Raw genomic sequence first — 13,888 nt, forward strand, 5'->3', positions numbered from 1 at the left:
ACTGGTCATTTTCCTTTATCCATTTTTCTCAATACTGCGATAGGAATTACTGGGGCCGCAACAGTAGGAACCGCCATTGCAGGAGCCTTGGTAAAAGACCCCAAAAGCCGACATATTCTATATATAACAGCAGGAGTTCTTGGTTTCGCCACCTTAACTCTAATGACAGGCGCGTACGTAAAGTCCCAACTCAAATCATCTAATCTGCAAAAAGAAAATCGAAGCCTAAACGGCAAAATTTATGCCCTACGACAAACCGTTCAGGACCAACACCGGACCATTATTCACCAAAACGGCACCATTTATGACCTACGAAACACCATTAATCCCCCACAAGGTGCTGCATCCTCTAACAGCGTTTCCCATGCACCTGCCGTTCCAACGCAGCCTCAACCCTCGTCAGGTGTTGACTTAAGTGTCCGTTATGATGCCAATATAGGTAAAGTTGTAACGCGAATTTTCACTCCCCATACCCAGCATAACGCAGGATCACCTCCTTCAAGTTACAGTGAAGCTGACCCATCCCAAAATATAAGTAGATTCCGGCAGCAAACCTTTGGCTTATAAAAAAACTTACATAGAAGATCCTCTTCGAGTTCAAACCCGCTCCCACAGGGGCATGTGCAAGCCATGAAGGCTGCACGGATACTTGTGGGGGCGGGTTTACCCGCGAAAGGGCCGGTACAGGTCAGAGCTGAACTGAAGCCTTGTTCAGTCCCAGCTCGATGTCATCGATCAGTGCTTTGGCAAAGCCACTGAGAATTCTCGCGGCACTACCAGCCAGCCGGCCATTTTCCATCTCGGCTTCAGTCGTCAGGTGATTGATGCACCCGAGCATTACGGAGAGTTCGGAGAAGGCATGGTTGAAGGGGATATTGGCCTGGACGCGGAAAAGGTCCATGCAGGTTTCTTTACCGACGGTGCTGCTGTTTTTTGGGTGATTTGGAACGTGCGTTGTCATGGTCGGAATCCAATGTCGTTTATGGAACCGCCAGTTCATCTTTCTCACGGATAAGGGGTGGCAGCCGTACGCGGGGTGAGAAAACCGAGGACATTGAACCCGGCCAGGCCGAGGCCTGCCCACGCAAGGCCGCCATGACAGGAAGCCTGTTCAACATCGAGCGGGTTTCTCACACCCGGTCACCTTGATTGGCGACTCGACGACGTTATCCCTGGGGCATTTCCCCTACAACAGAGCAGCTTCGACACGGCTCGTAGGATAATTCCCAAGCCGATCCAACTGAAGCCTTTGGTTTGAGTTGATGAAAAGTCGTACGCCTTCAGGGCCTCTTCGCGGGCATGCCCGCTCCCACAGGAATGTCGCCAGCCCCAAGCCAGCGCTGTACCTGTGGGAGCGGGCGCGCCCGCGAAGAGGCCGGCACAGCAATGCACAAGCTTCTGCCATATTCAGAAACCATCAGCCACCCGGTAATCCCCGCTTCAGCCACTACCTTTCAAAAGGAGATTCAATTTCAAGGAAGATCACAATGCCACTAGCTGAATCCCACCGACTGCGTCGTGGGCGCTACTCCGAGCCAGGCAGGCTCTACCTGCTGACCACCATCACGCACCAACGAAAACCACTGTTCCATGACTTCGACAATGCTCGCCTGGTGGTCAAACACCTGCGGGTTTCAAATGACATTCAGGATTGCCATTCCCTGGCCTGGGTAGTGATGCCGGACCACCTGCATTGGCTGGTCGAGCTGAAGGAAGTGGCAATGGGAACGTTGATGCGCAAGTTCAAATCACGCACAGCCATTGCGTTACGCAAGGCAGGTGTCAGGCACAAACCGATCTGGCAACCCGGTTACCATGACCATGCGCTGCGGCGGGAAGAGTGTGTGGTGCATGTAGCCCGGTACATTGTTGCCAATCCCTTGAGGGCAGGATTGGTCAGGAGTGTCAGGGACTATCCACACTGGGATGCGGTATGGCTTTGAGTCGGCGTTGGGGCCTTCGCGGGCTTGCCCGCTCCCACAGGGATTCCCACATGCCTGAAGGTTTTGGTGCCCCTGTCCCACAGGGCTCACCACTAACCTGAAAGCTGTGATGTCCCTGTGGGAGCGGGCGTGCCCGCGAAAAGGCCGGGTCAGGCCGACGCCGCAACCTGCGCCGGGCGCTTGGCCTGTGGCTGCGAAGCATTGGCCGCAGCACCCTCTTCGATCGCCTGCTGTATCGCCTTGCGACGGCGCTCTTCGGCCTGGCGGCTGAAGTACCAGACGAAGAAGGTCACCAGCGACACCGACAGCAGGATCAGGCTTGCCACGGCGTTGATCTCCGGCTTCACGCCCAGGCGCACCGCCGAGAACACTTCCATCGGCAAGGTGGTTGAACCCGGGCCGGAGACGAAGCTGGCCAGTACCAGGTCATCCAGCGACAGGGCGAACGACATCATGCCGCCCGCCGCCAACGACGGCGCGATCATCGGGATGGTGATCAGGAAGAACACCTTCCACGGCTTGGCGCCCAGGTCCATCGCCGCTTCCTCGATCGAAAGGTCCAGCTCACGCAGGCGTGCCGACACCACCACCGCCACATACGCCGCACAGAACGTGGTATGGGCGATCCAGATGGTGACGATGCCGCGCTCCTGCGGCCAGCCAATCATCTGCGCCATGGCCACGAACAGCAGCAACAGCGACAGGCCGGTAATCACCTCGGGCATTACCAACGGCGCGGTGACCAGGCCACCGAACAGCGTACGGCCCTTGAAGCGGGTAACCCGGGTCAGCACGAACGCCGCCAAGGTACCCAGCGCCACGGCTGCCACCGCCGTGTAGCAGGCGATTTCCAGCGAACGCATCACCGAACCCATCAACTGGGTGTTGTCGAGCAGGCCGACGTACCACTTCACCGACCAGCCACCCCATACCGTCACCAGCTTGGAGGCGTTGAACGAGTAGATCACCAGGATCAGCATCGGCAGGTAGATGAACAGCAAACCGAGCACCAGCATCAGCTTGGAGAAACTGAAGCGCTTCATGCCCTGCCCTCCATTTCTTTGGCCTGGCTGCGGTTGAACAGCAGGATCGGCACGATCAGGATCGCCAGCATCACTACCGCCAGCGCGGAGGCCACCGGCCAGTCACGGTTGTTGAAGAACTCTTGCCACAGCACCTTGCCGATCATCAGGGTTTCCGGGCCGCCAAGCAGTTCAGGGATCACGAACTCGCCCACCACCGGGATGAACACCAGCATGCAGCCGGCGATGATGCCGTTCTTCGACAGTGGCACGGTGATCTTCCAGAAGCTGTTGAAGGTGCTCGAACCCAGGTCCGAAGCGGCCTCGAGCAGGCTCGGGTCGTGCTTCACCAGGTTGGCGAACAGCGGTAGGATCATGAACGGCAGGTACGAATAGACCACGCCGATGTATACCGCCAGGTTGGTGTTGAGGATCTGCAGCGGCTGGTCGATCAACCCGGTCCACAGCAGGAAGCCGTTGAGCAGGCCGTTGTTGCTGAGAATGCCCATCCAGGCATAGACGCGGATCAGGATCGCGGTCCAGGTGGGCATCATGATCAGCAACAGCAAGACCGTCTGGGTTTCCTTCTTGGCGTTGGCAATCGCATAGGCCATCGGGTAGCCGATCAGCAGACACAGCAGGGTGCTGAAGAAGGCCATCTTCAGCGAGCCCAGGTAGGCCGAGATATACAGCTCATCCTCGGTCAACAGGCCATAGTTGGCCAGGTTGAGCACCAGCTGCAGCTTGTCTTCGACGTAGCTGTAGATCTCGGTATACGGCGGGATCGCCACGTCGGCTTCGGCGAAGCTGATCTTCAACACGATGAAGAACGGCAGCATGAAGAACAGGAACAGCCAGATGAACGGCACGCCGATCACCAGGTGCCGCCCCTCCGGGGTAATACGCTGGAAGGCTCGCTTGAGCTTGCGCAGTTTCATGACCGCAGTACCACGCCGCTGTCGTCTTCCCACCACACGTACACTTCATCGCCCCAGGTCGGGCGGGTGCCCTGGCGCTCGGCGTTGGCGACGAACGACTGGACGACCTTGCCGCTCGGCAACTCGACGTAGAACACCGAGTGGCCACCCAGGTAGGCAATGTCGTGAACCTTGCCGCGCGACCAGTTGTGCTCGCAGGTCGGTTGCTGGGTGGTGACCAGCATCTTTTCCGGGCGCAACGCATAGGTGATGTGCTTGTCTTCCACCGAAGTGGTGATGCCGTGGCCGACATAGATCTTGCGCTCCAGCTCCGGGCTGGCAATGATCGCGTGGCCTTCGGCGTCGTCGACCACTTCACCTTCGAACAGGTTGACGTTGCCGATGAACTCGCACACCAGGCGGCTGGTAGGCGTCTCGTAGATGTCCACCGGCGAACCGATCTGGGCGATCCAGCCCAGGTGCATGATGGCGATGCGCTGGGCCATGGTCATGGCCTCTTCCTGGTCGTGGGTCACCATCACGCAGGTCACGCCCACGCGCTCGATGATCTCCACCAGCTCCAGCTGCATCTGCGAACGCAGTTTCTTGTCCAGTGCACCCATCGGCTCATCGAGCAGCAGCAGCTTGGGGCGCTTGGCCAGCGAGCGGGCCAGGGCCACGCGCTGGCGCTGGCCGCCGGACAGCTGGTGCGGCTTGCGCTTGGCGTACTGGGTCATGTGCACCAGCTTGAGCATCTCGGCCACGCGGGCGTCGATCTCGGCCTTGGGCATCTTGTCCTGCTGCAGGCCGAAGGCGATGTTCTGCGCCACGGTCATGTGCGGGAACAGCGCGTAGGACTGGAACATCATGTTGATCGGCCGCTCGTAGGGCGGCATGTCGGTAATGTCGACGCCATCGAGGAAGATCCGCCCTTCGGTCGGGCGTTCGAAGCCGGCCAGCATGCGCAGCAAGGTGGACTTGCCGGAACCGGAGCCACCCAGCAGGGCGAAGATCTCGCCCTTGCGGATTTCCAGGGACACATCGTCCACGGCTACCGTTTCGTCGAACTTTTTCGTGACCCGGTCGATCTTGACCAGCACCTGCTTGGGTTGCTGGCCACCCTCGAGGGCTTTTTTATAGGCACCGGAGGCAACTGCCATGAGTGAAACTCCCAACAAGATTTTTGTGCCCGCGAGCCCTGTTCTACAGGTGCCGCCACGGGCCTGGATTTTTACTTGCCCGACTTGACCTTGGTCCAGCTACGGGTCATCAGCCGTTGCACCTTGGGTGGCAACTCTGAGTTCACGAACATCTTGTCCAGCACTTCCTGCGGTGGGTAAACCGCGGCGTCAGTCCTCACGGCCTGGTCCATCAGGTCGCCAGCCTTGGGGTTCGGGTTGGCGTAACCGACGTAATCACTGACCTGGGCGATAACCTCAGGCTTCAGCAAATAGTTGATGAAGGCATGCGCCTCTTTGACGTTTTTGGCGTCCTTGGGGATCGCCAGCACGTCGAACCAGAGGTTGCCGCCTTCCTTGGGAATGGCGTAGGCCAGGTTCACGCCCTTCTTCGCTTCTTCGGCGCGGGCCTTGGCCTGGAACACATCACCCGAGAAACCTGCCGCGACGCAGATGTCGCCGTTGGCCAGGTCGGTGATGTACTTGGACGAGTGGAAGTAGGTCACGTACGGGCGTACCGCCAGCAGTTTCTTCTCGGCGGCCTGGTAGTCCTTGGCATTGGTGCTGTTGGGGTCCAGCCCCATGTAGTTGAGCACCGCCGGCAGCATTTCGTCCGCCGAGTCGAGGAAGGCCACGCCGCACTTGGCGAGCTTCTTCATGTTCTCGGGCTCGAACAGCACTGCCCAGGAGTCGATGGTGTCCACGCCCAGCGCGGCCTTCACCTTGTCGACGTTGTAACCGATGCCGTTGGTGCCCCACAGGTAAGGCACGGCGTACTGGTTGCCCGGGTCGTTCCTTTCCAGGCGTTTCATCAACGCCGGGTCCAGGTTGGAGTAATTGGGCAGCAGGCTCTTGTCGAGCTTCTGGAACGCGCCCGCCTTGATCTGCTTGCCGAGGAAATGGTTGGATGGCACTACCACGTCATAGCCGGTGTTGCCGGCCAGCAGCTTGCCTTCCAGGGTTTCGTTGGAATCGAACACGTCTTGCACGGGCTTGATGCCCGTGGCTTTCTCGAAGTCCGCGAGTGTGGTCGGGCCGACGTAGTCGGACCAGTTGTAGAAGTGCACCGTAGGCGCCGCTTGGACGCTGCATGCCAGCGTCAGGCCCGCTCCAGCCATCAAGGCCTTGCGGAATACAGAAATGGACAAGTGGGTGGTCCTCACAATCAGTGCCTGGGTAGCGACAATGCTGCCGCACACGCAAAACCGGCGCGCAACTTACCTTCGCAGCTTCGATGCCGCAATCATCAATTGCCTTTCACTGGCTCTGGGCCGGGATTCCCCGGCCCAGAGGTACCGCATCGGGCTTATTTGCCCGACTTGATCTTGGTCCAGCTGCGGGTGATCACACGCTGGGCAGACGCTTCAGGCGCAGCGATCGCGTACAGCTGCTTCTTCACTTCAGCTGGCGGATAGATGCTCGGATCGCTGGTGATTTCCTTGTCCACGAACTGGGTGGCGGCAGCGTTGCCGTTCGGGAAGCGCACGGCGTTGGTGATCTCGGCCATGATTTCCGGCTGCATCAGGAAGTTCATGAACTGGTAGGCAGCGTCTTTATGCTCGGCATCCTTGGGGATGGCGACCATGTCGTAGAAGGTACCGGCACCTTCCTTCGGAATGACGTAGTCCACCTTGACCTTGTCACCGGCTTCGTGGGCACGGGCCTTGGACTGCTCCAGGTCACCCGAGTAACCGACGGCTACGCAGATGTTGCCGTTGGCCATGTCGCCGATGTACTTGGACGAGTGGAAGTAGGTGATCGAAGGACGGATCTTGAGGAACAGGTCCTCGGCGGCCTTCAGGTCTTCCTTCTTGGTGCTGTTGCTCGGCAGGCCCAGGTAGTGCAGCGCAGCCGGCAGCATTTCGGTCGGGGCATCCAGGAAGCTCACGCCGCAGCTCTTGAGCTTGGCGATGTTCTCAGGCTTGAACACCACGTCCCACGAGTCGATCTTGTCCACGCCCAGCGCGGCCTTGACCTTCTCCGGGTTGTAGCCGATGCCGATCGAGCCCCACATGTACGGGAAGGCGTGCTTGTTGTCCTTGTCGCTGGCATCGCCAACGGCCTTGAGCAGGTCAGGGTCGAGGTTCTTCCAGTTCGGCAGCTTGGAGCGGTCCAGTTCCTCGTACACGCCAGCCTTGATCTGCTTGGCCAGGAAGTTGTTCGAAGGCACGACGATGTCATAGCCCGACTTGCCTGCCAGCAGCTTGGCTTCGAGGGTTTCGTTGCTGTCGAAGACGTCGTACTTGACCTTGATGCCCGACTGCTTCTCGAACTTGGCGATGGTGTCCGGAGCGATGTAGTCCGACCAGTTGTAGACGTTCAACACCTTGTCTTCAGCCTGAACAGCGGTAGCCATGGCACCCATCAGGGCGGCGGCCAGCAACGTCTTGCCCATTTTATTCATGCGTAATGCTCCAGAATTTTTTATTTAGCCATCTGTTCAGCAGCCAGGACCTACGGTGCAGAGCGCGCGGCGACTGAAACAGTCGCTAGTCTGGCAAGTTACAAGGCCCTGTATCAAGGAAAGCAGGGCCTAGTAACGACTTAATGCCACATCGCTAGCCTAGCAGGTGCTCAGTTGATCGCCTCAAGGGTCAAATCGAGGCATTTGCGTGCCTTTTCCACCAGTTCGTCGATCTCTGCATGGCTGATCACCAGCGGCGGCGCAATGATCATGGTGTCACCCACCGCGCGCATGATCAGGCCGTTTTCGAAGCAGAAGGTGCGGCAGATCATGCCCACGCCCTTGCCCTCGTAACGGCTGCGGGTGGCCTTGTCCTTGACCAGCTCGATCGCGCCGAGCAGGCCCAGGCCGCGTACCTCGCCCACCAGAGGGTGGTCCTGCAGTTCACGCAAACGCTTTTGCAAATACGGTGCCGCTTCGCTGCGCGCCTTCTCGACGATTTTCTCGTCACGCAGGATGCGCAGGTTTTCCAGGCCCACGGCGGCCGCTACCGGGTGGCCGGAGTAGGTGAAGCCGTGGTTGAAGTCGCCGCCTTCGCTGAGTACCTGGGCCACGGTGTCACGCACGATCACACCGCCCATGGGGATGTAACCGGAAGTCAGGCCCTTGGCGATGGTCATCAGGTCGGGCTTGAGGTCGTAGTAGTCGGAGCCGAACCACTCGCCGGTACGGCCGAAACCGCAGATCACTTCGTCGGCGACGAACAGGATGTCGTACCTGGCGAGGATCTCTTTTACCTTCGGCCAGTAGGTTTCCGGCGGGATGATCACGCCGCCGGCGCCCTGGATCGGCTCGGCGATGAAGGCGGCGACATTGTCTTCGCCGACTTCGAGGATTTTCTTCTCCAATTGCTCGGCCGCCCACACCCCGAACTCATCCGGGGTCATGTCGCCGCCTTCGCCGAACCAGTAAGGCTGCGGGATATGCACGATGCCCGGGATCGGCAGGCCGCCCTGCTCGTGCATGCCGCTCATGCCGCCCAGGCTGGCACCAGCCACGGTGGAGCCGTGGTAGCCGTTGATGCGGCCGATGATGGTCTGCTTCTGTGGCTTGCCTTTCAGCGCCCAGTAATGGCGGACCATGCGCAGCACGGTGTCGTTGCCTTCGGAGCCGGAGCCGGTGAAGAACACATGGGTCATGCCTTGCGGCGCGACATCGGTGATTGCCTTGGCCAGTTCCAGCGCAGGCGGGTGGGCAGTCTGGAAGAACAGGTTGTAGTACGGCAGCTCGCGCATCTGCTTTTCTGCCGCCTGAACCAGTTCTTCACGGCCATAACCCACTGCCACGCACCACAGGCCAGCCATGCCGTCGAGGATCTTGTGCCCCTCGCTATCCCACAAATGCACACCCTGGGCCTTGGTGATGATGCGCGGCCCCTTCTCCTTCAGCTGCTTGTAGTCGCTGAAGGGCGCGAGGTGATGCTCCCCGCTCAGGGTTTGCCATTCACGGGTTTGCGGGTTGTTGACGCTCATGTGCTTCTCCGTTGTTCGACAGCCGCGTCCTGCGGCACCAAGTTGATCAGACAGCAAACAGCAGGAACTCACGCTCCCAGGAACTGATGACTCGCTTGAAGTTCTCGTGCTCGGCGCGCTTGGTGGCGACGTAGCCGGTGATGAACTTCTTGCCCAGGTACTGCACCAGTGCACGGCTGTTTTCCATGCGTTCCAGGGCATCTTCGATGGTCAGTGGCAGGCGCAGGTTGCGGCGTTCGTAGCCACGGCCCTGCACCGGCGCGCTGGCGTCGATGCCTTCGACCATGCCGATGTAGCCACACAGCAGGCTGGCGGCGATGGCCAGGTAAGGGTTGGCGTCGGCGCCTGGCAGGCGGTTCTCGACCCGGCGGCTTTGCGGGCCGGCGTCCGGCACGCGCAGGCCGACGGTACGGTTTTCCTCGCCCCACTCCACGTTCACCGGCGCCGAGGTGTCGGGCAGGAAGCGACGGAACGAGTTGACGTTGGGGGCGAACAGCGGCAACGCCTCGGGGATGAACTTCTGCAGGCCACCGATGTGGTGCAGGAACAGTTCGCTCATGCTGCCGTCGTCGTTGCTGAAGATGTTCTTGCCGGTGGCCACGTCGACCACGCTCTGGTGCAGGTGCATGGCACTGCCTGGCTCGCCGGTCATGGGCTTGGCCATGAAGGTGGCGGCCACATTGTGCTTGAGCGCGGCCTCGCGCATGGTGCGCTTGAACACCAGGATCTGGTCGGCCAGGTGCAGGGCGTTGCCATGACGGAAGTTGATCTCCATCTGCGCCGTGCCGTCTTCATGGATCAGCGTGTCGAGGTCCAGCTGCTGCAGTTCGCACCAGTCGTAGACGTCTTCGAACAGCGGGTCGAATTCGTTGGCAGCTTCGATCGAGAACGACTGGCGGCCGGTTTCCGGGCGGCCCGAACGGCCTACCGGGGGCTGCAGCGGAAAGTCCGGGTCTTCGCTGCGCTTGGTCAGGTAGAACTCCATCTCCGGCGCGACGATCGGCTGCCAGCCCTTGTCGGCGTAGAGCTTGAGGACTTTCTTCAGCACGTTGCGCGGCGACAGTTCGACCGGGTTGCCCTTCTTGTCGTAAGTGTCGTGGATCACCTGGGCGGTCGGCTCGATGGCCCATGGCACCAGGAACACGGCGTTCTCGTCGGGGCGGCAGATCATGTCGATGTCTGCCGGGTCCAGCAGTTCGTAATAGATGTCGTCGTCGACGTAGTCGCCGGTCACGGTCTGCAGCAGCACGCTCTCGGGCAGGCGCATGCCTTTTTCGGCGATGAACTTGTTGGTAGGCGAAATCTTGCCGCGCGTGATGCCGGTCAGGTCACTGATCATGCATTCGACTTCGGTGATCTTGTGCTCTTTCAACCAATCGGTGAGCTGGTCGAGGTTGTTACTCATAAATACCTCAGGAGGTAAGGTGGTCCGCGCACTGATTCTGGATGGAGTACATTGCTAAAGCAAAAACCCCCGCGCAGAGCCACAGTGGATACACTGAAAACAGGTGCGTCCGTAATGAGTTCGAAGGGCAGGAAGACGAAACGAAGGGCGGCAAGCCGCTACGAGGGCAGGTCCGGGAGCGCCAAACGTCAATTATTGCGGCCAGGGCGGCCACGCCATTGACGAAGCTTGCAAAAATGACGGATGTACCCGATGGCACTGCGCAGGCAGTGCTTTCAGGTCTCGGCAAGCGGACCATGTGACCCTCGTATTATTGTGTTCTGGGTTGAGGCCGAGCTTAGCCTTGTTCATTTTTTTACACAACACCTCCGTAAAAAATAAAACACGGTTGGTCGGAGATAGCCCTTTGCGCGGGAAATAGCGGATAATGGTTTGCCCCGAGATGCAGCAAATCTGCCGTCGATGTGCCATTTCAGGGCATCATGGGGTTGGCTTGACATCAGTTTGTCTTTTCGATTGACTGGTCTTGCAAGCCCCCCTTGATTGATATTTTTAACAACAAAGGTGTTGCATCATGTCGGTACCCCCGCGTGCCGTTCAGCTTAACGAAGCGAACGCGTTCCTTAAGGAACATCCTGAGGTTCTCTACGTTGACCTTCTGATTGCAGATATGAATGGTGTGGTGCGTGGCAAGCGCATAGAGCGCACCAGCCTCCACAAGGTTTACGAGAAAGGCATCAACCTGCCTGCCTCCCTCTTCGCCCTGGACATCAACGGTTCCACCGTTGAAAGCACCGGGCTGGGCCTGGACATCGGCGATGCTGACCGCATCTGCTACCCGATCCCCGGCACCCTCTCCAACGAACCCTGGCAGAAGCGCCCGACCGCCCAGCTGCTGATGACCATGCACGAGCTCGAAGGTGAGCCGTTTTTTGCCGACCCGCGTGAAGTGCTGCGCCAGGTGGTCGACAAGTTCACCGAGATGGGCCTGACCATCTGCGCCGCGTTCGAGCTGGAGTTCTACCTGATCGACCAGGAGAACGTGAACGGCCGCCCGCAGCCGCCACGCTCGCCAATTTCGGGCAAGCGCCCGCAGTCGACCCAGGTGTACCTGATCGACGACCTCGACGAATATGCCGACTGCCTGCAGGACATCCTGGAAGGCGCGAAGGAGCAAGGCATCCCGGCCGACGCCATCGTCAAGGAAAGCGCCCCGGCGCAGTTCGAAGTCAACCTGCACCACGTGGCCGACCCGCTCAAGGCCTGCGACTACGCGGTACTGCTCAAGCGGTTGATCAAGAACATCGCCTACGACCATGAAATGGACACCACCTTCATGGCCAAGCCCTACCCGGGCCAGGCAGGCAACGGCCTGCATGTACACATTTCCGTGCTGGACAAAGATGGCAACAACATCTTCACCAGCGAGGATCCCGAGCAGAACGCCGCGCTACGTCACGCTGTCGGCGGTGTGCTCGAGACCCTGCCCGCGTCCATGGCGTTCCTTTGCCCGAACGTCAACTCGTACCGCCGCTTCGGCGCGCAGTTCTATGTGCCGAACGCGCCAAGCTGGGGCCTGGACAACCGCACCGTGGCCCTGCGCGTGCCGACCGGTTCGCCGGACGCCGTGCGCATCGAGCACCGCGTGGCCGGTGCCGACGCCAACCCGTACCTGATGATGGCCGCCGTACTGGCCGGCGTGCACCATGGCCTGACCAACAAGGTCGAGCCGGGTGAGCCGATCGAAGGCAACTCGTACGAGCAGCTGGAGCAGAGCCTGCCGAACAACCTGCGCGATGCCCTGCGCGAGCTGGACGACAGCGAGATCCTGAACAAGTACATCGATCCGAAGTACATCGACATCTTCGTCGCGTGCAAGGAGAGCGAGCTGGAGGAGTTCGAGCACTCGATCTCCGACCTCGAGTACAACTGGTACCTGCATACCGTGTAAACAAGAACGCCGCCCACAAGGGCGGCGTTTTTGTTCGAGATCGGTGTCGCCTGCTTCGCGGGCTTGCCCGCTCCCACAGGGTACTCACAAGGTCTGAAGCCTGCGGTGTACCTGTAGGAGCGGGCGAGCCCGCGAAGAGGCCGGTACAGGCTTACAGAGGCTTCTCGAATATTTTCGAATTGCGCTGGTAGTTGTACAGCGAAGCCCGCGCCGCTGGCAGGCGCTCGACCCCGCTCGGCGCAAACCCGCGTTCGCGGAACCAGTGCGCGGTACGCGTCGTCAGCACGAACAGGGTGTTCAGCCCCAACTGCCGCGCCCGGCTTTCGATCCGCTCCAGCAGCTCGTCGCCACGCCCGCCATGGCGGTACTCCGGGTTCACCGCCAGGCACGCCAGTTCGCCGGCGTCGGAGTCGGCAATCGGGTACAACGCCGCACAGGCGATGATCATGCCCTCGCGCTCGACCACGCTGAACTGCTCGATCTCCCGCTCCAGCACCTCACGCGAACGGCGCACCAGGATGCCCTGCTCTTCCAGCGGGCTGATCAGTTCCAGCAAACCGCCCACGTCCTCGATGGTCGCCTCGCGCACCACTTCGAACTGCTCCTGCGACACCAGCGTGCCGCCACCGCCACGGGTGAACAGCTCGGTCAGCAAGGCGCCGTCCTCGGCATAGCTGACGATATGGCTGCGCGCCACGCCGCCTTTGCAGGCTTCGGCCGCGGCATCCAGCAATTCGCCCTGGTAATCGCTGCCCAGGCGCTGCAGATGCGGGGCAACCTGCTGCGGGCGCAGCTCACGCACCAGCTTGCCATCGGCATCCAGCAGGCCCGGCTCGGCACCGAACAGCAGCAGCTTGTCGGCCCCCAGTTCGATGGCGGCGCGGGTGGCCACGTCTTCGCAGGCCAGGTTGAAGATTTCACCCGTGGGCGAGTAGCCCAGCGGCGACAACAGCACGATGGAGCGCTCGTCGAGCAGGCGGCTGATGCCCTTGCGGTCGACCCGGCGCACTTCGCCGGTGTGGTGGTAGTCCACGCCTTCGAGCACGCCTATCGGCCGCGCCGTAACCAGGTTGCCGGACGCCACGCGCAGGCGCGAGCCCTGCATCGGCGAAGCGGCGATGTCCATCGACAGGCGTGCTTCGATGGCCAGGCGCAAGGCGCCGACGGCATCGATCACGCAATCCAGGGTGGCGGCATCGGTGATGCGCAGGCCACGGTGGTAGTGCGGGGTCAGGCCGCGATCAGCCAGGCGGCTTTCGATCTGCGGGCGCGAGCCATGCACCAGCACCAGGCGCACGCCCAGGCTGTGCAGCAGCACCAGGTCGTGGACGATGTTGCCGAAATTAGGGTGTTCCACCCCATCGCCAGGGAGCATGACCACAAAGGTGCAGTCGCGATGGGCATTGATATACGGGGAGGCATGACGCAGCCAGTTGACGTAGTCGGGCATGACAGGGCCTGTGGATAAGTGGACGGAGAACGGCGATACAGGGGGCGTTCAGGATCATCGTCGGAACAGGCTTGCGGTCACGCGCG

The 13,888-nt window shown here is 60.4% G+C and carries 13 protein-coding genes; 4 read left to right on the forward strand and 9 right to left on the reverse strand.

The window, feature by feature from the left end; translation table 11 throughout:
• A partial coding sequence (locus B2790_RS01745) for a hypothetical protein (RefSeq protein WP_286918130.1) occupies positions 1–567 on the forward strand: 567 nt, incomplete at its 5' end.
• Between the two features lie 121 nt (positions 568–688).
• On the opposite strand, the gene B2790_RS01750 is transcribed toward B2790_RS01745, so the two are convergent.
• Positions 689–961, reverse strand: coding sequence for a DUF3077 domain-containing protein (locus B2790_RS01750; protein ID WP_286918131.1), 273 nt, complete (start codon positions 959–961; stop codon positions 689–691).
• Positions 962–1,487: 526 nt separating this feature from the next.
• On the opposite strand from B2790_RS01750, the gene B2790_RS01755 reads away from it, so the two are divergent.
• A complete protein-coding gene (locus B2790_RS01755; protein ID WP_286918132.1) occupies positions 1,488–1,943 on the forward strand; it encodes an REP-associated tyrosine transposase in 456 nt (151 codons plus the stop codon).
• Between the two features lie 149 nt (positions 1,944–2,092).
• Here B2790_RS01755 and B2790_RS01760 read toward each other — a convergent pair whose 3' ends face one another.
• From B2790_RS01760 to B2790_RS01790, 7 genes are all read right to left on the reverse strand, one after another.
• The gene (locus B2790_RS01760; protein WP_286918133.1) at positions 2,093–2,986 is read right to left on the reverse strand and encodes an ABC transporter permease subunit; all 894 of its coding nucleotides are present in this window, start codon (positions 2,984–2,986) and stop codon (positions 2,093–2,095) included.
• Entirely contained in the window at positions 2,983–3,903 is a 921-nt protein-coding gene (locus tag B2790_RS01765) for an ABC transporter permease subunit (protein ID WP_013974703.1), read from the reverse strand. The genes B2790_RS01760 and B2790_RS01765 overlap by 4 nt, the downstream gene beginning before the upstream one ends.
• Positions 3,900–5,042: a polyamine ABC transporter ATP-binding protein gene (gene potA, locus B2790_RS01770; RefSeq protein WP_013974704.1), complete on the reverse strand. Its 1,143-nt coding sequence runs from the start codon at positions 5,040–5,042 to the stop codon at positions 3,900–3,902. Before potA ends, B2790_RS01765 begins: the two co-directional genes overlap by 4 nt.
• A gap of 71 nt (positions 5,043–5,113) precedes the next feature.
• Positions 5,114–6,208, reverse strand: a complete 1,095-nt coding sequence (locus B2790_RS01775) for a polyamine ABC transporter substrate-binding protein (protein ID WP_025341035.1) — start codon at positions 6,206–6,208, stop codon at positions 5,114–5,116.
• 158 nt (positions 6,209–6,366) lie between these two features.
• Positions 6,367–7,464 carry a polyamine ABC transporter substrate-binding protein gene (locus B2790_RS01780; RefSeq protein WP_025341036.1) on the reverse strand — a complete coding sequence of 366 codons (1,098 nt, stop codon included), beginning with the start codon at positions 7,462–7,464 and terminating at the stop codon, positions 6,367–6,369.
• A gap of 170 nt (positions 7,465–7,634) precedes the next feature.
• Positions 7,635–8,996: an aspartate aminotransferase family protein gene (locus B2790_RS01785; RefSeq protein ID WP_286918134.1), complete on the reverse strand. Its 1,362-nt coding sequence runs from the start codon at positions 8,994–8,996 to the stop codon at positions 7,635–7,637.
• 46 nt (positions 8,997–9,042) lie between these two features.
• Entirely contained in the window at positions 9,043–10,401 is a 1,359-nt protein-coding gene (locus tag B2790_RS01790; RefSeq protein ID WP_013974708.1) for a glutamine synthetase family protein, read from the reverse strand.
• A gap of 41 nt (positions 10,402–10,442) precedes the next feature.
• On the opposite strand from B2790_RS01790, the gene B2790_RS01795 reads away from it, so the two are divergent.
• Complete coding sequence (locus tag B2790_RS01795; RefSeq protein ID WP_085664312.1) at positions 10,443–10,703, forward strand: hypothetical protein; 261 nt, start codon at positions 10,443–10,445, stop codon at positions 10,701–10,703.
• A gap of 272 nt (positions 10,704–10,975) precedes the next feature.
• Positions 10,976–12,352: a glutamine synthetase family protein gene (locus B2790_RS01800; protein WP_015272222.1), complete on the forward strand. Its 1,377-nt coding sequence runs from the start codon at positions 10,976–10,978 to the stop codon at positions 12,350–12,352.
• 151 nt (positions 12,353–12,503) lie between these two features.
• Here the strand turns inward: B2790_RS01800 and argA are convergent, their stop codons facing one another.
• The gene (gene argA, locus B2790_RS01805) at positions 12,504–13,802 is read right to left on the reverse strand and encodes an amino-acid N-acetyltransferase (protein ID WP_013974710.1); all 1,299 of its coding nucleotides are present in this window, start codon (positions 13,800–13,802) and stop codon (positions 12,504–12,506) included.
• Between the last annotated feature and the right edge of the window lie 86 nt (positions 13,803–13,888).

Source organism: Pseudomonas sp. UBA6753 (genome assembly GCF_002453565.1).
Lineage (GTDB): Bacteria > Pseudomonadota > Gammaproteobacteria > Pseudomonadales > Pseudomonadaceae > Aquipseudomonas > Aquipseudomonas putida_Z.